21 protein-coding genes are annotated in these 17,938 nt (G+C 44.8%); 13 read left to right on the forward strand and 8 right to left on the reverse strand.

What is annotated here, in order from left to right:
- Window positions 1–5: 5 nt before the first annotated feature.
- On the reverse strand, window positions 6–1,055 hold the full coding sequence (locus ACZ5LF_RS04795) for a C45 family autoproteolytic acyltransferase/hydolase (RefSeq protein WP_380569343.1): 1,050 nt from the start codon (window positions 1,053–1,055) through the stop codon (window positions 6–8).
- A 62-nt stretch (window positions 1,056–1,117) separates the two neighbouring features.
- Window positions 1,118–1,699, reverse strand: a complete 582-nt coding sequence (locus tag ACZ5LF_RS04800; protein ID WP_380569344.1) for a histidine phosphatase family protein — start codon at window positions 1,697–1,699, stop codon at window positions 1,118–1,120.
- 113 nt (window positions 1,700–1,812) lie between these two features.
- Between ACZ5LF_RS04800 and ACZ5LF_RS04805 the strand changes: the two genes are divergently transcribed.
- The 3 genes from ACZ5LF_RS04805 to ACZ5LF_RS04815 are packed head-to-tail and all read left to right on the forward strand — an operon-like array spanning window position 1,813 to window position 3,965.
- Entirely contained in the window at window positions 1,813–2,526 is a 714-nt protein-coding gene (locus tag ACZ5LF_RS04805) for a metallophosphoesterase family protein (protein ID WP_380569345.1), read from the forward strand.
- A gap of 8 nt (window positions 2,527–2,534) precedes the next feature.
- Window positions 2,535–3,029, forward strand: a complete 495-nt coding sequence (locus tag ACZ5LF_RS04810) for a GNAT family N-acetyltransferase (protein WP_380569346.1) — start codon at window positions 2,535–2,537, stop codon at window positions 3,027–3,029.
- Window positions 3,030–3,044: 15 nt separating this feature from the next.
- The gene (locus ACZ5LF_RS04815; protein WP_380569347.1) at window positions 3,045–3,965 is read left to right on the forward strand and encodes an alpha/beta hydrolase; all 921 of its coding nucleotides are present in this window, start codon (window positions 3,045–3,047) and stop codon (window positions 3,963–3,965) included.
- Between the two features lie 14 nt (window positions 3,966–3,979).
- Here ACZ5LF_RS04815 and ACZ5LF_RS04820 read toward each other — a convergent pair whose 3' ends face one another.
- The gene (locus tag ACZ5LF_RS04820) at window positions 3,980–4,189 is read right to left on the reverse strand and encodes a hypothetical protein (RefSeq protein ID WP_344702612.1); all 210 of its coding nucleotides are present in this window, start codon (window positions 4,187–4,189) and stop codon (window positions 3,980–3,982) included.
- A gap of 91 nt (window positions 4,190–4,280) precedes the next feature.
- Here ACZ5LF_RS04820 and ACZ5LF_RS04825 point away from each other — a divergent pair, with 91 nt between their 5' ends.
- On the forward strand, window positions 4,281–4,907 hold the full coding sequence (locus tag ACZ5LF_RS04825; RefSeq protein WP_380569348.1) for a GNAT family N-acetyltransferase: 627 nt from the start codon (window positions 4,281–4,283) through the stop codon (window positions 4,905–4,907).
- A gap of 54 nt (window positions 4,908–4,961) precedes the next feature.
- Here ACZ5LF_RS04825 and ACZ5LF_RS04830 read toward each other — a convergent pair whose 3' ends face one another.
- The 3 genes from ACZ5LF_RS04830 to ACZ5LF_RS04840 all read right to left on the reverse strand — a co-directional run bounded on the left by ACZ5LF_RS04830 (window position 4,962) and on the right by ACZ5LF_RS04840 (window position 7,081).
- Window positions 4,962–5,618 carry a potassium channel family protein gene (locus ACZ5LF_RS04830; protein ID WP_380569349.1) on the reverse strand — a complete coding sequence of 219 codons (657 nt, stop codon included), beginning with the start codon at window positions 5,616–5,618 and terminating at the stop codon, window positions 4,962–4,964.
- Between the two features lie 208 nt (window positions 5,619–5,826).
- On the reverse strand, window positions 5,827–6,429 hold the full coding sequence (gene rpsD, locus ACZ5LF_RS04835) for a 30S ribosomal protein S4 (protein ID WP_344702618.1): 603 nt from the start codon (window positions 6,427–6,429) through the stop codon (window positions 5,827–5,829).
- 226 nt (window positions 6,430–6,655) lie between these two features.
- Entirely contained in the window at window positions 6,656–7,081 is a 426-nt protein-coding gene (locus ACZ5LF_RS04840) for a GAF domain-containing protein (RefSeq protein ID WP_380569620.1), read from the reverse strand.
- Between the two features lie 166 nt (window positions 7,082–7,247).
- Between ACZ5LF_RS04840 and ACZ5LF_RS04845 the strand changes: the two genes are divergently transcribed.
- The 4 genes from ACZ5LF_RS04845 (at window position 7,248) to ACZ5LF_RS04860 (ending at window position 12,096) form a co-directional block, all read left to right on the forward strand.
- Window positions 7,248–8,942 carry a septation ring formation regulator EzrA gene (locus ACZ5LF_RS04845; protein WP_380569350.1) on the forward strand — a complete coding sequence of 565 codons (1,695 nt, stop codon included), beginning with the start codon at window positions 7,248–7,250 and terminating at the stop codon, window positions 8,940–8,942.
- Between the two features lie 66 nt (window positions 8,943–9,008).
- On the forward strand, window positions 9,009–10,127 hold the full coding sequence (locus tag ACZ5LF_RS04850; RefSeq protein WP_380569621.1) for a cysteine desulfurase family protein: 1,119 nt from the start codon (window positions 9,009–9,011) through the stop codon (window positions 10,125–10,127).
- Window positions 10,124–11,323: a tRNA uracil 4-sulfurtransferase ThiI gene (thiI, locus tag ACZ5LF_RS04855; protein ID WP_380569351.1), complete on the forward strand. Its 1,200-nt coding sequence runs from the start codon at window positions 10,124–10,126 to the stop codon at window positions 11,321–11,323. The genes ACZ5LF_RS04850 and thiI overlap by 4 nt, the downstream gene beginning before the upstream one ends.
- Window positions 11,324–11,328: 5 nt before the next feature.
- A complete protein-coding gene (locus ACZ5LF_RS04860; protein ID WP_380569352.1) occupies window positions 11,329–12,096 on the forward strand; it encodes a TSUP family transporter in 768 nt (255 codons plus the stop codon).
- A gap of 21 nt (window positions 12,097–12,117) precedes the next feature.
- On the opposite strand, the gene ACZ5LF_RS04865 is transcribed toward ACZ5LF_RS04860, so the two are convergent.
- On the reverse strand, window positions 12,118–12,918 hold the full coding sequence (locus tag ACZ5LF_RS04865) for an NAD kinase (RefSeq protein WP_380569353.1): 801 nt from the start codon (window positions 12,916–12,918) through the stop codon (window positions 12,118–12,120).
- Window positions 12,919–13,001: 83 nt separating this feature from the next.
- Between ACZ5LF_RS04865 and sppA the strand changes: the two genes are divergently transcribed.
- The 5 genes from sppA to ACZ5LF_RS04890 are packed head-to-tail and all read left to right on the forward strand — an operon-like array spanning window position 13,002 to window position 17,239.
- Window positions 13,002–14,000 carry a signal peptide peptidase SppA gene (gene sppA / locus ACZ5LF_RS04870; RefSeq protein WP_380569354.1) on the forward strand — a complete coding sequence of 333 codons (999 nt, stop codon included), beginning with the start codon at window positions 13,002–13,004 and terminating at the stop codon, window positions 13,998–14,000.
- Between the two features lie 11 nt (window positions 14,001–14,011).
- Window positions 14,012–14,542, forward strand: coding sequence for an RDD family protein (locus ACZ5LF_RS04875; RefSeq protein ID WP_380569355.1), 531 nt, complete (start codon window positions 14,012–14,014; stop codon window positions 14,540–14,542).
- Window positions 14,543–14,578: 36 nt separating this feature from the next.
- Complete coding sequence (tpx, locus tag ACZ5LF_RS04880) at window positions 14,579–15,076, forward strand: thiol peroxidase (RefSeq protein ID WP_380569356.1); 498 nt, start codon at window positions 14,579–14,581, stop codon at window positions 15,074–15,076.
- A 58-nt stretch (window positions 15,077–15,134) separates the two neighbouring features.
- Window positions 15,135–16,031, forward strand: a complete 897-nt coding sequence (locus ACZ5LF_RS04885) for a class I SAM-dependent methyltransferase (RefSeq protein ID WP_380569357.1) — start codon at window positions 15,135–15,137, stop codon at window positions 16,029–16,031.
- A gap of 17 nt (window positions 16,032–16,048) precedes the next feature.
- The gene (locus tag ACZ5LF_RS04890) at window positions 16,049–17,239 is read left to right on the forward strand and encodes an acetate kinase (RefSeq protein WP_380569358.1); all 1,191 of its coding nucleotides are present in this window, start codon (window positions 16,049–16,051) and stop codon (window positions 17,237–17,239) included.
- Between the two features lie 53 nt (window positions 17,240–17,292).
- On the opposite strand, the gene ACZ5LF_RS04895 is transcribed toward ACZ5LF_RS04890, so the two are convergent.
- On the reverse strand, window positions 17,293–17,790 hold the full coding sequence (locus ACZ5LF_RS04895; protein WP_380569359.1) for a universal stress protein: 498 nt from the start codon (window positions 17,788–17,790) through the stop codon (window positions 17,293–17,295).
- Window positions 17,791–17,938: the final 148 nt, after the last annotated feature.

Here is a 17,938-nt window from a genome sequence, read left to right on the forward strand (position 1 = left end):
CCCTTCTATCTTACAGATTTCAGCTGCCAATCGGCAGTGGTGAATGACAGGTCTGTAGCGAGCTGTCCTGAGATTTTCTGCTGATTGACTGCTTCGCCTCCGAGCCAGGCGGAAAAATCGAAATCGTGCATTGGACCAGAGCCAAGCTGGATTCCAGCCGTCAGATTCTTTTTGTCGTATCGGCTAGTGTGGATCGTCCCCGCCCAACTTTTATAGTTGTCGACGAATAGGCCGACGCCAGGTTGCGTAAAATAATCGAGCACTTCATCTTCAGAGGGGAAGTGCAATTGTTTCAGGATATCCAGACGCTCCTTCGAATCAACCAGATATCTCCTGTTCTCATCCGTCAATGCTTCATAATGATTTGTGCAGATATTCGCTTCACGGAACGTCAATCCGCGTGCGGATGTTTCCGCTATGAATGAATCATTTTGCTTATCCTGGATGATATAGCTGAAGCCGCCTCTGTGGGGGAGTGCCTCCAATAGATCTTTTGCATCTTGTGCTGTCCTGCAGAGTTCAAGTATGAACCGTCCGATGATGAAACATGTAAATCCATCGAATGGTTGTTTTCTGTTCATAAAATTATAGGCCATGATAAGGCCATGCTCATTCATGCCGTCCATTCTTCCGGTTATCCTTGATGCAGGGCCGATATGGGAATAGCCATAATCTGGCTGGAAAAGCTTGTAGATGCCGTCATAAGTGTTCGGATGATAATCATAGTTCCTGATGAATGTATCATTATCCAAATAGACGCTACACCCACTGTCTTTAGGGGAGATGCGGTAATGGGCTAGATTTAGCAGAACTTCATGATCGGTGATTTCGAGTGATTCCTGTAAACCCATCAATTCCTCCCAGATATGCGGTGCAAAATGCTGGTACAGAGCTTTTGTTTCCCTATAGTCCAGATTGAATTTTGGACGTCTTTTGATCCATTCGTAATTTCTGTTCTGCATATAGTGGGTCTGTTTCAAAGATTCACCCTGCATTATACCGTAGCTGTAATGATCACCTCTATAAGCAAGGATGGTGGATTCGATGTTCTCCATGGTTTACAACTCCTATAATGGCCCGCCGGAAGGACCGCAATATTTTAGCGTAAAGAGGATATCTATTCCTGGATGGATCCGGACACCGCTGTGGAAATGTTATAGTCGATCACATGCCACTTGCCATTCACTTCTTGGATGATGCTTAAGCTGCAGTTATCCAATTTGGTTTGTGCCATATCAATTTCATCGCTATAGAGGGAGAGAATTGATTTTATCGTGCGGGAGTGGGCTGTAAGCAATACGTGTTGTCCATCATATTCTTCTGAAATCATGTCCATTGCCTCTTCGACACGTGCGGAAAGGGATTCGAACGTTTCAATGCCAGGTAGGTTACCGTCTGGATACTTCTCCATTATATTATCGATGTGCAATCCTTCAAGTTTGCCGAAATGTTGTTCCTTAAGTTCGTCCATTGTTATAATCGGCAGCCCATGATGCTGGTTGATTATTTCTGCGGTACGGAATGCCCGACTCAACGGACTCGAAACGATGGCGTCAAAAGGCTCGTCTTTAAGGTGGAGTGAAGCATCGATAGCCTGTCCCTCGCCTTCCTCATTGAGGGGAATGTCAGAAAACCCTTGTAGTTTCCTTAATCTATTGAAATCAGTCAGACCATGTCTGACAAGTGAGATTTTAGTCATATTGCACCTCTTAGTCATAATACATATATGATAACATGAGAGGGAGTGGTAGGTGGTATAAAGGATTTTTGGTAATATAAGGGCCAGAAGGAGTATAAAGGGGGGATGGACGCATGACCATGAAAATCGCCGTCATTTCTGATATACATGGGAACTACGAGGCGCTGGAAAAAGTAATCGGGGATATGGAGCAGTTTAGGATAGATGAGGTGTATTGCCTGGGTGACATGATCTCCCTTGGCCATCAGACTAATGAAGTGCTCAGTGTATTGTCTGAGATGGAGAATTTGACTCTGATTACGGGGAACCACGATGACGAAGTGATAAAAGCACTAAAAGGTATGAAATCCCAGGTGAGTGGACCTGAGCATGAACATCATCTATGGGTTTCGCGACACATCGACCCTGATTATATCCATATGCTGGAAAACCTCCCCCTGACTATTGAAAAGAGGATAGAGGGCCACAAAATGTTGTTGACCCACTATCATCTGGATGGTTGCAGGTACCGATCAATCGAGGAATCACCTTCACTTGAGCTACTTGAGGAAATCTACGGGCAGGAAGCATATAGCGTAGTGCTGTATGGACATGACCACATTACCCGGCACTTCAAGACCTCAGGCCCTGTAGTGGTCAATCCCGGGGCACTCGGTGTAACAGAGACTTCCTTTGCCCCTTATGCGATACTCGAATTGAAGGGCGACGGTGCAATAAACACAATGTTCAGGAACGTCCCCTATGATCGCCGGAAGTTCATTGAAGGACTTAAAAATGAAAATCCCCCAGCTTTGGATTTCATTATGAAATTCTTGCTAAAGGAATGAGGATGAAAATGGAGATAAGACCAGTTGAAATGAGGGACAGTGAACATTTCCTAAACTTGATGATGTCCCTCGAGTACAATGCTCAGGATGATTTATATGCCGAAAAGAAAATAAATCTCAGCAACACTGAAGAGATATTATCTGATATGCTTCAAGATGGCAGAAGTCAAATTTTCCTGGCACTGGAAAACCAGGAGATGCAAGGGTACATCAGTATGAGGGGGAACCACAGCGAAACGACGAGGCATCGCGCAGTCGTTTCTATGGGTGTCCTTAAGTCGGAACAAAAGAACAGCATAGGCAGAAATATATTGAATGCAGCCATCAGATGGGCGGAAGATAACCAGGTCCATAGGTTGGAAACGGCAATTCGTGATGATTATGAGGAAATGATCGAATTGTACAAGATGCTCGGGTTCCTTGAGGAAGGCGAGCGTGTGGATGCCGTCAATGTAGACGGTGTCTATAGAAATGAGAAGTATCTATACAGACTGATCAACTGATAGGGAGGACGAATAATGAATCTTCAAAGTTTTTATATCGGGGATAAGCATGCTGAAGTGACGATGATGCTCGGAGAGAGCGGCGTCTATGAAAAGGAGGGTCGCCCGGCAGTCGTCATATGTCCGGGCGGCAGTTATATGTATGTGTCGGATCGGGAAGCGGAGCCCGTAGGCTATGAATTCCTTGCGAAAGGCTATCATGTATTCATATTGAGGTATTCGACGCTCGGTTCGGCGATGCGTAAAGAGGGCAACGCCGTAAACAGGGATGAACTTTATCAGATTGCTTCAATGGTCGAAGCAGACGAAACCCTCGGTTCCGAGTTTCCAGGCCCACTGGTTGAATTGGCGGAAACGATGACCTTCATACGGGAAAATTGTCATGAATTCAACGTGAATCCCGATAAGATAGGGGTTATAGGCTTCTCAGCCGGGGGACATCTGGCTGCGAGCCTGGGCGTACACTGGAACACTTCGTGGCTGAAAGGATTGACGGGCACTGAACCAAGATGGTACAAGCCGAACTTCCAAATTCTATCCTATCCGATACTGGATTTCATGATGAATAAATCTATAGCTGAAGAGCGCGGTATAGGTGATCCGAAATATATGACGACGGCGTCCAGGATGATTTTCGGGCCTCATGTGACAGATGAGCTTCTGGATAGGGCGACGTTAGCAAAAAACATCTCGAAAGATGTACCTCCGACTTTCATCTGGCACACTGTTGCAGATCAATTGGTATTTGTACAGAACAGTCTTGATTTTGCCAAAGGACTTGAGGCGCATCAGATACCATGGGAACTCCATACGTTCAAATCAGGTGGACATGGTTTAAGCTTGGCCACAGAGATGACCGGTAATGAAGATAGACGGGCTGCAAACTGGACAGGGTTAATGTTCAGCTGGCTTCAGGAGACACTGAAAGAAAAATAAAGACGCTGAAGATCTCAGCGTCTTTTGACATAATCGATTTTGAATTGTGTAAACACTTCAGTATGATTTGGGTAAATGAACTGAATATACTTGTGATCATCTTCAGAAGTCATTTCTTTCAGTATATATTCAGTCTTATCAAACTGATTCATGCTGTCTTGTCCTACATAATCAAAATCCGTCCTGTTGTTCGTGCTGTCCTTAACCTTAACTAAGATTGCCATATGCACCAACTCCTCATCACTATATAACCCACTGTTGCTAGGGTTAAACCTAAATATTTAGCGTACAACATAAATCGTAAAGGATGATTGGATGGATTTGAGGACGATACATCTCGGAGAATTGCCGGAATTGCTTGAACTGCAGGAAGAAGTATACGACGGGCTTGAAAATAAAGAAGTGCTTCAAACGTTGACGCGTGCTGAATTCAAAGCGATCATCCAACAAGGTTTCATCATAGGTGCATATGATGAAGGGAGGCTGACCGGCACCAGGTCAATGTACATCCCGTCCCCTGATGAAGAAGAGCATCTGGCAGAAAACGCGGGAATAGATGACAGGCATTCGGTCATCTATTCGGAAATCAGTTTTATCAAACCTGCCGTAAGGGGGCAGGGCCTACAGACCAGGATGGGGGAGCGCCTGCTTGAGAAAGTGCGGTCTGACGGCCGTTTTGAATATGTATTGACGACTGTCATGCCAAGTAATATTCCAAGCCTGAAAGATAAGTTCAAACTGGGTTTCAGAATTGTGGATACAGCGTATAAGTACAACGGGAAAAAAAGGCATGTCATGCAGCTGGATCTCTTCGAAGGATATGAACCATCAGGGGAACCACACTTCATCCACTATGAAGATGCAGAATGGATGCTTTTAAATGGTGTAGATTATGTAGGGTGCGATTTCGATGGAGAATATATAAAATATTATAGGAAATAAGTTTAAAAAAGGAGCGCTTTTGAAAGCGCTCCTTTTTGTGGAATTGCAGCCGGACTATAATCCGGTTTTTTCAAATCGTGCTATATCATCATTCCGGCCGATTATGATCAGTATATCCCCTTCAAAGATTTTCGCATCGATGGGTGGAGAAATATTGAATCCATCATCCCTGTGTATGCCGACGATTATGCAGCCATATTTGGCGCGAAGATTCATAGATGAGACCGTTTCGCCATCGATTTTTGATGTGGCGACAATTTCAGCCATGCTGTATTTGTCGGACAGCTCGATGAAATCGATCATTTTATCAGAATTGATATGCCTGGCGATCTTCTTAGCCATGTCATGTGATGGCTGGATGACGCGATCGACCCCAATCCTTTTTAAGACCTTTGTATGATGGGAGTTCTGAGATTTTGTCCATACTTTCGGTACACCGATATCCTTCAGAAGCAGAGAAGTGAGTATACTTGCTTCAAGATCATCACCGAACGATACGAAAGCGTGGTCGACGTTCCTGACACCGAGATCGTTCAACAGACTCTCATCCATATTTCTAGTGCATACTGCGTAAGTCGCAAGTTCAGAGAACTCCTTCACTTTGTCCTCATCCTTGTCTACTGCAATCACTTCGATGCCCTGTTCATGAAACTCCTGTACGAGGGTGCCGCCGAAGTGACCGAGACCGAATACAGCAAATGACTTATTCATGCTTATCCCTCCAATCCACACAGTTATCTCTTATATCCATCGTTATACTACGCCTTAAACCGCAGGATGTAAAGTGCGGACTCGGTGCACGGCAATAAATGCAGGGAGCGCGACGTTATTCACGGCCTTAGGCACAAAGGGTTAAGAGGATAAAAATAAAACTCCCCATATTCTGCTTGAGAAATTGGGGAGTTTTGATGATAGCCTATTATCTGGAGTAGAACTCTACGATAAGCTGTTCATTGATGTCAGCGGAAAGTTCAGAACGTTCCGGCTGACGCACGAAAGTACCTTCAAGTTTTTCTTCGTCGAAAGAAAGGTATTCCGGAACGAAGTTGTTGTACTCGATGGCTTCTTTAACGATATCGAGATTCTGTGATTTCTCACGAAGTCCAATTGTTTGGCCTGCTTTAAGTGTATAGGATGGGATATCCACACGCTTGCCATCAACAGTCACGTGACCGTGGTTGACAAGTTGACGTGCTTGACGGCGCGTCCTTGCAAGACCGAGTTGATATACGACTGCATCCAAGCGGGAAGCCAGGAGAATCATGAAGTTCTCACCATGAACGCCTTTCATGTTCGCAGAACGATCGAAGATCTTGCGGAACTGGCGTTCGTTGATGCCGTACATGAAACGGAGCTTCTGCTTTTCCTGAAGCTGCATTCCGTATTCGGAAAGTTTTACCCTTTGTGTAGGTCCATGATCACCAGGGGCGTATGGACGGCGTTCCAATTCTTTGCCTGTGCCTGTCAGGGAAATTCCAAGACGGCGGGACTTTTTCCAGATTGAACCTGTAAATCGAGCCATAATGACTCCTCCTTATTGTGTTTGTATATGCAAAAAACATCATAAGGGTGACGACCACTTACATGGGCATGCGGTTTTAAGTACCTTCGCCTTATAGCATCAGTTACGCAGCACACCAACAAGGGAACCACATGCTGACATGTAATGATCATCCGCTACTTAATCCGTTCATTTACACAATGACTGATTATACATGTAGAGTAAAGGTTTGTCAACGTGGATGTAATTATATATACTGTTTCAGTACTTCCACAAAATTGCTGAGGCCGGTCCTGTCTTCCTCTGTGAAGCGGTCGAAGGAAGGCGAGTCGACGTCAAGCACACCGATTGGCTTTTCGTCAATATATATTGGGACTACAATTTCTGAACGGCTTGCCGAATCACAGGCAATATGCCCAGGGAACTGCGTTACGTCATCGACTATGAAGATATCATTGCCACGGAGTGCAAGGCCGCATACCCCTTTGCCGTTCCCGATTCGGACGCATGCAGGAAGCCCCTGGAACGGACCGAGGACCAGTTCATCCGCTGCCTCGTCATATAGGTAGAAGCCAACCCAATTAATGTCTTCGAGAAATACATTGAGGAGGCTGGCAGCATTTGACAGATTGGCGATTCTATCGCTTTCATCTTCAATAAGGCTTTTCAGCATCTGATTGAGCTGAGTGTAATCTTTAATCTGTGTTTTTGTAAACAATGAAATCACCCTATCTTATATCAATATTAGTGAATTATACATTTTAATGTTTTTTCTTTTTAATGTTTTTTCTTTCAATTTTTTAAGCTATAATCTAATTATATACTTAGGAGGTAAATGTATGTGGGTCTATGTTTTAATTATTGTTATTCTGGCCGTCGTCATCGCGATCGGTGTGCTGTTATACATGCGTAATGTCAGAAAAGAAGATATCAAAGCACAGCAGGCGAAGCTTGAAGGCGTGCGTAACCTGCCATTTCAGGATGAGCTTGTTAAAGTTAAAGACTATAACCTTCACGGCGAAGCACAGACCCTCTACAAAAAATGGCAGGCTGGATGGCAGGATGTGCTGAAGGCCGACTTGGCGTTTGTAGACACTCAACTTTCTGAGGCAGAGCAGGACGCGGAAAAATTCCGCTTCAGTGGCAGTCGTGAAAAGAGCGACGCTGCAAAACAGAAAATTGAAGAAGCAGAATCGAAATATACGGCACTGACTTCAGAGATCGGGAATTTCGTTGACTCAAATGAAGCAGGTGAGCGGAAGTTTGAAGAAGCAGAGAAGATCTATCGTGAGGCAAAACGTGATGTACTGGCGAACGGACATCAGTTTGGAGATAGTCAGCCTTCACTTGAAAAGTTGATCGAAACTTATGAACCTGAACTTAAATCCTATGAGAACCATGTCAATGAGGGAAATTACGTCACGGCGAACAAGGAAATTGACGCGGTACACGAAGAGCTCAGCATCCTGAAAAAGAGCATGGATGAAATTCCGGTGATGATCAAGGAAGTTCAGAAGGACCTGCCCCAACAGTTCCAAGAAATCCGATTCGGCTGTAGGGACCTTAAAGCGGAAGGCTACGATCTGGAACATATAAAGGTGGAAGGGAAGTTGTCGACGCTCAAAGGCAAACTCAACCTCGTCGAGCCTCTGATTTCCCGCTTGGATCTGGATGAGGCGAAGGATATATTGGATGGCATCAACGCTGAACTGGACGATATGCTTGAGCTGGTTGAACATGAAGTCAAATCAAAAACCAAAGTCGATCACGAAAAGGATATCATCACAGATGATCTGTTCCATGCAAAAGACTTGAACTACACACTAAGGACTGAAATCGATTATCTGAAAGAGTATTTCCATATAAATGAAACGGATATGCATAGAGTCCAGAAGTTCGAGCATGAAGTTGAGAATATGATAGATGTTTACGACGACATCATATCGGAGACATCAAAATCCATGGCGCGTTACAGCGAGGTGCTGGACAACCTTGAATATATCAAACAAAATATCGGTTCTATCAATGAAGAACAGAATCAAATCCAACAATATCTTATAAACCTTAGGGAGGATGAGACGGAAGCGCGGGAGAACGCACTGTTGATCCAGGATCGCAAAGAAGAAATCCATCGGGAACTCTTCGGTTCCAATCTGACGAGTGTGCCTGAAAAATTCCTTGTAATGAAAAACGAGTTGGATATTGAAGTCCAGGAAATCCATAAATATTTCAAGCGGCGCCCTTTGAATGTCCAGTACATCAAAGATAAGGTCAATGGCGCAGTCATATTGATGAACAAGTATGAGCACGAATCCTATGAGGTGCTTCAAAATGCCCGTTTGACGGAAGTCATGGTACAATACGGCAACCGCTACAGGAAAGACGATCCCGATTTCAGCCAAATGCTGAGTGAAGCGGAACGCCTATTCCGGGAAAATAGATATAAGCGTGCACTGGATATTGCACGAAACGCACTCGAGAAAGTGGAACCTGGTGCAGCACAACGTATCGAAAAAGAATTTGATGAGCAGTAGAATACAGACGACTTGGGATTCATTTCCCGAGTCTCTTTTATGTAAGGGGAGAAATTTGTGGTCTATATGGATAATGCTGCAACGACGAAACCATACAAGTCCGTTATGGAGACTTATATGAATACTGGTGATGACTATTACTTCAATACCGCCAGCATCCATATGAAAGGTCGTGAAGCGGCGCGGCTGTTGGAAGCTGCACGCACCCAAGTGAAAGGACTGGTGTGCCTTGATGAGTATGACTGCATATTCACCTCGGGAGCGACTGAAAGCAATAACCTTGTCATACAGAGCATCGTTGAAAAAAAGAAACGGTCTGGCAAGACGATACTTGCGAGCGAGATTGAGCATCCAAGCATCATGAACACCCTAGAGGCGATGAAGGAAAAAGGTTTCAGAGTCAAATACATCCGCACAACCTCAAAAGGCATGATAGACCTCTCGCATCTTGAGGCGCTTATTGATGAGGATGTTATTCTCATAACCGTGATGGCCGTCAATAATATAATAGGGAGCGTGCAACCCATACAGGAAATAGTCAGGCTGGTTGAGGGTTACCCTAAAGTGCATTTTCATGTGGATGCCACTCAAGCAGTGGGGAAAATACAAATGGACTACAATGGTGTGGACTCACTCAGCTTCAGCGGCCATAAATTCCACGGTGTAAAAGGCGTCGGGGCCTTACTCTCAAGAGATGGCGAGGCAATATTGCCAATCATTCATGGCGGGGGTCATGAGTACGGCAGAAGGAGTGGCACCGTAAACCTTCCTGGAGCGGTTGCGATGGCCAGAGCCATGCGCATATCCACAGAGGCCATGAAAGAAAATACGGCACGCATAACACGCTATAATGAACAGGTCCAGAATACGGCTGACAATCTTAAATCGATTCACATCCACCCTGGGGGCATACCGCATATCATGAACATTTCCTTTATCGGGGCGCAGGGGGAAGTTGTCGTCAATGCTCTTGGAAGACGCGGCGTTATGGTGTCGACAACAAGCGCATGTGCGTCTAAGTTGAGGAAATTGAATGAAACCTTATCGGCAATCGGATCCAGTAAAGAGAAGATAGAAGGCAGCATCCGAATCTCCTTTGGCAATATGACGACCCAGGCCGAAGTCGATCAGCTATGCGATGCTTTAGAGGCTGTACATGAAGAGATAAAGGAGGTACTGGAATGAACTACGATTATATTTTGGTGCGCTACGGAGAAATCACGTTAAAGGCAAAGAACAGGAAAATGTTCTTGAATGCACTTGAAAGAAGTATTGAACGGGCCATGGAAGGATATGATGTGACAATAGATGTGCAAAGAGACCGCGCATATGTCCAAATAAATGATGAGCCACATGAAAAAATCATGGAGGCTCTGGAGAACATAAATGGTATATTGAGTTTTTCCCCGGTCGTCAAAATTAAAACGGATGAAGAGAGCATGCTCAACACTGCGGTCGCTCTTGGGAGGGAGTTCAGGCATGGGGAAACATTTAAAATTGAAGTAAAACGCGTGGATAAGACGTATCATTTGAACACTTACGATATACAGCGTCTGCTCGGTGGATATATCTTGGAAAATATCGAAGGAATAAGTGTCGACGTCAAGCATCCAGATCATCAACTTAATGTGGAAGTACGGCCCGAGGCCATATATATGTACTATGAAGTAAGGCAAGGCGTAGGTGGGCTTCCCACAGGCACTGGCGGGAAAAGCCTCCTCATGTTGTCTGGGGGCATCGATTCCCCTGTTGCTGGCTTGGAAGTCATGAAAAAGGGAGTGGAAATTGAAGCGATCCATTTCCACTCCCCACCCTATACAAGCCCTGAAGCAACAAACAAGGTGAAAAAACTCGTGGAAATCATGTCCCGGCGCACCGGCACTGATATAAAACTCCACATAGTACCTTTTACAAAGTTGCAGACTACGATATATGAGTGGATTCCCGACAATTTCAGTATGACGACCACGCGGCGCATCATGCTTACGATTGCTGAGGAACTGGCACATACCATCAACGCCCAGGCGGTCATCAACGGCGAGAATCTGGGACAGGTCGCTTCGCAGACACTCCAGAGTATGCATGCCATCAATGCCGTTACCAGCTTTCCGGTTCTGCGTCCGCTTCTGACACTGGATAAGAACGAAATCGTCGAGAAGGCACGTGCATACGGCACTTATGAAACGTCCATCCTACCTTATGAAGATTGCTGTACGATATTCAAACCAAAAGCGCCGAAGACAAGACCATCGCTTGAAAAGGTTGAGAAGTTCGAATCAAAAGTCGATTTCCGACCGCTTATTGCAGAAGCGCTTGAAAATGTCGAATGCTTCTCTGCTGGTGAAGCGGAAGAAAAAGAAGCGTTTGCCGGGCTTCTGTAGAAGATATGGCAGAAATCGATGTGACAGTCATACTGCTGATCATTGTCCTTGGTTTCCTGGCGGCATTCATCGATGCGGTAGTGGGTGGGGGTGGGCTTATCGCCATTCCCGCATTACTTGCTACAGGCATCAGTCCGGCCACGGCTCTCGGCACCAATAAACTGGCCTCCTCCTTCGGCTCCCTGACCAGCTCTCTAAGATTCTTGAGGGCACGACATGTGGACTTTAAAATGGTCATGAAACTATTTCTCATCAGTTTCATATTTTCAGTTCTAGGGGCACTTACGGCTGTTTATACACCCGGAGAGGTGTTGAAACCACTCGTGTTGGCCATGCTGTTCATCGTCCTCATCTATACCCTGTTGAAGAAGGATTGGGGAGAGGTTGAACGTCATGCGGTCTTTACGCCCAGAAAAATAATTCTGCTCATCATTTTTGTAGTGTTGATCGGTTTCTATGACGGCTTCATGGGAGGAGGCACAGGGTCGTTCCTGATGTTTTTGATGCTGTTTACCGGGTTTGACTTTTTAAGGTCGGCCGGCAATGCAAAAGTGTTGAACTTCGCAAGTAACATCGGCGCCCTCATCCTATTTATCGTGATGGGGGAGGTCAATTATACTTATGGTCTGATCATGGGGGCAAGCATGATCCTCGGTTCGTATGCCGGTGCCCATATGGCCATCACTAAAGGCTCTGGGTACGTAAAGGGGTTGTTCATCATAGTGACTGCTGTGCTGATAATCAAAAACTTGTATGATTTTCTCCAAGCCTAAACGCAAAGAAACTTCCTCTGATCAGAGGAAGTTTCTTTGCGTTTTATGCCAGAAAGTATTATCTTTCAGCTTCAACGTCTGAATATGTTTTTTACTGAGCCTCAATTCAACCTTTTCAGTGTTTTGAACACTTATCGCTTCATTATCAAGCGACATGACAGGGTAGTAGTCGGTGTTTTTATCTATCAGTAGAGTGAGTGGCCGTTGTCTGTTGAGCAGGAAGCTCGTTCCCAGAGTCCGATACGTATTATTGTTCACGCTGCCGAGTTCGGTAACCTGCATCGATTCTATGAGTGGATCCACCACAGCCCCTCCCACTGATTTGTTGTAACCTGTCGATCCAGTAGGAGTGGAGACCAATATGCCATCACCATTAAAGTGTTCAAAAAAGAAGTCACTGATATAGATATCCATCTTCAACGTCTTTACAATGCTCGAACGCAATGTGAATTCGTTCAGGCAATAGCTCGGGTTATTGTCGTTCACCTTAACTTCTATTGTGGGATATCTTCTGACATCCATATCATCTTTTTGGAACGCTTCTTCAAGCGCCTGGATGTCCTGGTAATGAAAATCGACATAGAAATGTCTGTTGCTGTCTGCGGCGATTCCGAGATAGACGCAATCATCCCGGAAATTACTCCGGCGGACAGCTTGTAAGAAGGCACCGTCACCGCCGATGGAAGCAATGATGTCCGCTTCCTTGTCAGATTCCACGGTATGGATATCAAGGCGATCGAACAGCTTTGACAGATCCTGCTTTATCTCTTTAGTCTCATCTCCATGCGGGGCAAAGAAATATATCGTCTTATAGTTGATCAAAGATTTCACTCCCATTGGTTGTTTATTATGACTATATGTTATCATAATAGAAGTATACAGCATATTCGGAAAGGAATGTTAAAATGAAACGGATAGTCGCGGTTGTAGTGGCATTGGCTTTGTTTTTCTTTGGCATAATGGCTTCATTATTCAATATTTTATGGGCCAGTGATTGGCAGGATACATTCAATGAATATACCAACAGTGAATTCCCGCCGTCCTTCGTCGTCGAAGAAGGCAACACCAGCAATAAGATTGCCATATTGAACATAGAAGGCACCATTATGGATACGGGTCCACAAGGCGTATTCGGCTCAGAAGCATATAACCATGAATTGACAATAGAAGCTTTGAAGGAGATCATCAGCAGTGACGATATAAAAGGGATACTCCTCAATGTCAATTCACCAGGTGGAGGAGTCTACGAAAGTGCGGAGATACATAAGTATCTGATGGAAGCTAAAGAAGCCGGCAAAACAATCTACAGTTCAATGGGCGGCATGGCAGCTTCCGGTGGCTATTACGTCTCGGCCCCCGCCGATAAGATTTTTGCATCCGATGAAACGCTCACCGGCTCAATCGGTGTAATCATGCAGAGCATCAATTACAGTCAGCTTGCAGAGGATTACGGAGTAGAGTTTGAAACGTATGCCAGCGGAGATATGAAGGAAATGCTCAGCGGCCATAAAGACCCAAGCCAAGAAGAGCAGGAATATGTACAAAACATGGTTGACAGCATGTACCAGGATTTCGTTGACGTAGTGGCTGAGGGACGGGGCATGGACCAGAAAAGAGTTGAGGCATTGGCCGATGGCCGGATTTATCTCGGCGAAGATGCTATGGAGAATGGCCTTGTAGATGAGATGGGTTACCTTGAAGATGCGATGGCATCAATGAAGGAGAGCATTGGAGGGAACCCTCAAATCATCGAATACGGCCAGGGGCAAGGCAATCGACTCTCGCTCAATTATGGAGCTGCCAGCCTGATGGATCGCCTGATTGGCAAAACTGAAATCGCACAGATTGAATCTCTATTAAAGAATAGACAGGGCATAGAACCTATGTACCTGTATGAGAAATAGGGGGTATGGACGTGGAACAGACTGTCAGGGATGACTTCAGAGAGACGGATACATTAAACGACAAACTAGATCATATGGCAACAGCACATTTTTTCACAAGATTCATCAGCTACCTGATTGATATCATAGTGCTGTGGTCAGTTTCGCAGATCATCATATATCCAATTTTGAACGTGTTCGATATCAGAAGCTTTCAAATATGGATTCCGTTGTTCAGCGCAGAAAATATTTTAAATGCAATTGTCTACTTCGCCTATTTCATCCTTATGACGTACTACTTCAGGCAGACCCTAGGCAAAATGATTACAGGCATCAGCGTGGTCTCGGAATTCGGAGAACGCCTTTCATTTGGCCAAGTCATATTCAGGGAATTGATCGGCCGCTATATCAGCAACCAGTTGTTCTATCTCCCATACTTGATTGTGCTGTTCACAAAGGATAGAATCGGACTACACGACTACTTCGCAAACACGCATGTAGTCAAGAACAGCTACCAAGATTATAAAAATATGATTAAGGCACGCTATTTCAGGGAAGTTTAATATCAAAAGCAATCTACTTAGGAGGATGATTCATCAATGGCTAACGTTACTTTTAAGGGCAATCCAATGACATTGCGCGGTGAGCAGGTAAAGGTTGGAGACCAAGCGCCTGACTTTACCGCATTGAACACAGATCTTGAACAAGTCAGTCTCAATGACTTTAAAGGCAAGAAAAAATTGATCAGTGTAATACCATCAATAGACACTGGGGTATGCAGCACCCAGACCAAGACATTCAACGAACAGGCAACAAGCGTCGACAACGTTGCCGTCATCACCATTTCGAATGACTTGCCTTTTGCACAGAAAAGATGGACAGCTGATGAGGGATTGGAAAATGCAGTTACATTGAGTGACCATAGAGATTTATCATTCGGTGAAAATTACGGCGTAGTGATGGAGGAGCTGAGACTTCTTGCGAGGAGCGTCTTCGTGCTTGATGAAAACGACAAGATCCGGTACGTTGAGTACGTTCCTGAAGGAACAGACCACCCTGATTACGACAAAGCGATTGAAGCATTAAAAGCATTATAATATAATGTAGAAAGCATTTGGACTGCCATCGGCAGTCCATATTTTATTGGGGGATAATATGGAGCAGACAAAAATGGAAAAAACATACCATAGATTGATTCAGGAGACAGACCGCCTGATCGGGAAGGACGGAGCGCTCTCAAGGCTTGAGGCGTTGAGTGAGGCGCTGTTGACGGTCGAAGCGGAAGGCAGCATGGACGAGATGAGGAAAGCATTCCAATTCGCTTATCTGCAACAGGCACAGAAAGAACCTGTTCAACCGAATCATCAGATGACACCGGACAGTCTCGGTTATTTGATGTCTCATCTGATACAGCTGTTCAATGAGGATTCCATCCGCCTTCTGGACGCCGGTAGTGGAACTGGTCATCTATCAATGACGATGAAAGAACGCATGCCCGAAATTGAGTTGAATGGGGTAGAAGTGGATCCAGTCCTCGCCCAGCTCAACGCGAATCTATGTGAATTCCTGAAGGTACCAATGAATATCTATCCTCAAGACATCATAGAACCTTCTAGGGCAGGGGAAGTGGATGCAGCGGTCGGTGACCTTCCAGTAGGACATTATCCTCTTAAAGTAGAGGGCTTTACAACAGCTTTTGACGAAGGACGGAGCTACGCGCACCTATTGATGCTTGAAAGTGCCATGGCCTATGTGAAAGATGATGGAATTGGAGCATTCATCGTACCTTCAGACATGCTTGAGAAAGATAATGAAACCATCAAGAAGTATCTATCAGAAGAAGCGACATTGTTGATGTTCCTGCATTTACCGAAAACAATTTTCAAGACTGAGAAGCAGCGGAAATCCATTATGGTCATCAAAAAGAAGTTCTCTCCACTCAAAAACAATGAAGTGCTGATCGGCGAAGTGCCGGACTTTAAGAATGCCACACAGTTTAAAAACTTTTTGCAGCAGACCGAGTCATGGTATGATAGCTATGTTGGGAATTAAAGAATCAGGAGGGCGTTATGTCAAAGATTATAGCTATTAATGCAGGCAGCTCATCATTTAAATTCCAATTGTTTGAAATGCCTGAAGAAAAAGAGATAGCCAAAGGTCTTGTCGAGAGAATCGGCATGGATAATGGTATTTTTTCCATCACAGTGGATGGCCAAAAAGACACATTGAACCAAAATTTCAGAGATCATGAAGAAGCCGTTCACCTAATGTTGAAGAAATTGGTTGAATATAATGTGATTAAGGATATAAATGATATAGATGCCAGTGGGCACCGTGTCGTCCATGGAGGCGAAGTTTTTGATGATTCGGCTCTGATAGATGATAAAGTCGTTCAAGAAATCCAGGATCTGAGTGAGTTGGCGCCGTTGCATAACCCAGCGAATTTGATGGGAATCAACGCGTTCAGGGAACTTCTGCCAAACGTGCCACACGTTGCTGTCTTCGATACGTCTTTCCATCAGACCATGGCAGAGAGTTCTTATTTATACAGCTTGCCTTACCACTACTATGAAGATTACGGTATCCGTAAATATGGCTTTCATGGTACAAGCCACAAATATGTAACCAAACGGGCAAGTGAACTCTTGGACAGGCCACTTGATGAGTTGAGGCTCATCAGCTGCCACTTGGGGAATGGTGCCAGCATAGCGGCGGTGAAAGGCGGCAAGTCAATCGATACATCAATGGGATTCACGCCATTGGCAGGCGTTACCATGGGTACACGCTCAGGTAATATAGACCCGGCGCTCATTCCTTATATAATGGAAAAGACGGGCAAGTCCGCCTCAGAAGTACTCAATGTCTTGAATAAGGAATCAGGTCTACTCGGTGTAAGCGGGTTCTCAAGCGACTTGCGTGATATCGAGAATGAAGCTCAAAAAGGCAATGAGAGGGCGGTCTTGGCACTCGAAGTGTTCGGTGAGAGAATCCATAAATATATGGGGTCGTACGCCACACGCATGGGTGGTCTCGATGCGATAATATTCACGGCCGGAGTTGGAGAAAACTCCGATATTGTGCGTGCAAAAGTGCTGGAGAACCTTGAATTCATGGGTGTCTATTTCGACCCGACCATGAACGATGTCCGTGGGGAAGAGAAGTTTCTCAACCACCCATATTCTCCTGTAAAAATAATCGTCATTCCAACAGATGAAGAAGTGATGATTGCACGGGATGTAGCCAGAATTATGGGCGTCTAGACAAAAAGGCTCCTGAAACCGATCGGTTTCAGGAGCCTTTTTACTTGGTTGGATTACTTGTTTTCATTCATGAACTCTTCAGTTGCAACAACTGGTTCGAAATCATCAGGCAACGTTTCAGTTCTTACAACGAGTACATCACACGGCGCCTGACGGACAATCGCTTCAGACACGGAACCGATGATGAAGCGCTCCACAGCATTGAGGCCTGTGGCACCACACGCGATCAGATCTGCGCCGGTCTTCTTAACTGCTTTTTTAGGGATGATTGATTTTGGTGAGCCATAGTCGATTATCTTATCGACTTCGAGTACACCGTTCTTCAATGCGAGGTCTTCGTAACCATCCAGCAACTTTTGGGCAAAGTCATTGGCGCGTTGGGAAATTGTACGGTCATAAGCTTCTACCGAGGCGAAAGAACGGGTGTCGATGACGTTGATGATTGATAGTTTTGAATCATTCCGTTTTGCGATGTCGATTGCTTTATGGAATGCCCATTCAGCCTCTCTTGATCCATCAACCGCGATAAGGATATTTTGATATTTAAGCATTTTGAGAACCCCTTTCGATGTGGTATCTTCTTCACATCAATTATATCACATTTTGAATATTTTATATATTTATACATTGATAAAGTCATATTTATGTCATAACTTTTCAATATCTTTATGATACAATAGATGGGTTGAAACATTCAAA

Source organism: Salinicoccus siamensis (assembly GCF_055391965.1).

Excerpts from the sequence above, each read along its gene's own strand:
- ACZ5LF_RS04795 (WP_380569343.1), bottom strand. The coding sequence starts at position 1,055 with ATGGAGAACATCGAATCCACCATCCTTGCTTATAGAGGTGATCATTAC.
- ACZ5LF_RS04800 (WP_380569344.1), bottom strand. The coding sequence starts at position 1,699 with ATGACTAAAATCTCACTTGTCAGACATGGTCTGACTGATTTCAATAGA.
- ACZ5LF_RS04805 (WP_380569345.1), top strand. The coding sequence starts at position 1,813 with ATGACCATGAAAATCGCCGTCATTTCTGATATACATGGGAACTACGAG.
- ACZ5LF_RS04810 (WP_380569346.1), top strand. The coding sequence starts at position 2,535 with ATGGAGATAAGACCAGTTGAAATGAGGGACAGTGAACATTTCCTAAAC.
- ACZ5LF_RS04815 (WP_380569347.1), top strand. The coding sequence starts at position 3,045 with ATGAATCTTCAAAGTTTTTATATCGGGGATAAGCATGCTGAAGTGACG.
- ACZ5LF_RS04820 (WP_344702612.1), bottom strand. The coding sequence starts at position 4,189 with ATGGCAATCTTAGTTAAGGTTAAGGACAGCACGAACAACAGGACGGAT.
- ACZ5LF_RS04825 (WP_380569348.1), top strand. The coding sequence starts at position 4,281 with ATGGATTTGAGGACGATACATCTCGGAGAATTGCCGGAATTGCTTGAA.
- ACZ5LF_RS04830 (WP_380569349.1), bottom strand. The coding sequence starts at position 5,618 with ATGAATAAGTCATTTGCTGTATTCGGTCTCGGTCACTTCGGCGGCACC.
- rpsD (WP_344702618.1), bottom strand. The coding sequence starts at position 6,429 with ATGGCTCGATTTACAGGTTCAATCTGGAAAAAGTCCCGCCGTCTTGGA.
- ACZ5LF_RS04840 (WP_380569620.1), bottom strand. The coding sequence starts at position 7,081 with ATGCTGAAAAGCCTTATTGAAGATGAAAGCGATAGAATCGCCAATCTG.
- ACZ5LF_RS04845 (WP_380569350.1), top strand. The coding sequence starts at position 7,248 with ATGTGGGTCTATGTTTTAATTATTGTTATTCTGGCCGTCGTCATCGCG.
- ACZ5LF_RS04850 (WP_380569621.1), top strand. The coding sequence starts at position 9,009 with ATGGATAATGCTGCAACGACGAAACCATACAAGTCCGTTATGGAGACT.
- thiI (WP_380569351.1), top strand. The coding sequence starts at position 10,124 with ATGAACTACGATTATATTTTGGTGCGCTACGGAGAAATCACGTTAAAG.
- ACZ5LF_RS04860 (WP_380569352.1), top strand. The coding sequence starts at position 11,329 with ATGGCAGAAATCGATGTGACAGTCATACTGCTGATCATTGTCCTTGGT.
- sppA (WP_380569354.1), top strand. The coding sequence starts at position 13,002 with ATGAAACGGATAGTCGCGGTTGTAGTGGCATTGGCTTTGTTTTTCTTT.
- tpx (WP_380569356.1), top strand. The coding sequence starts at position 14,579 with ATGGCTAACGTTACTTTTAAGGGCAATCCAATGACATTGCGCGGTGAG.
- ACZ5LF_RS04885 (WP_380569357.1), top strand. The coding sequence starts at position 15,135 with ATGGAGCAGACAAAAATGGAAAAAACATACCATAGATTGATTCAGGAG.
- ACZ5LF_RS04890 (WP_380569358.1), top strand. The coding sequence starts at position 16,049 with ATGTCAAAGATTATAGCTATTAATGCAGGCAGCTCATCATTTAAATTC.
- ACZ5LF_RS04895 (WP_380569359.1), bottom strand. The coding sequence starts at position 17,790 with ATGCTTAAATATCAAAATATCCTTATCGCGGTTGATGGATCAAGAGAG.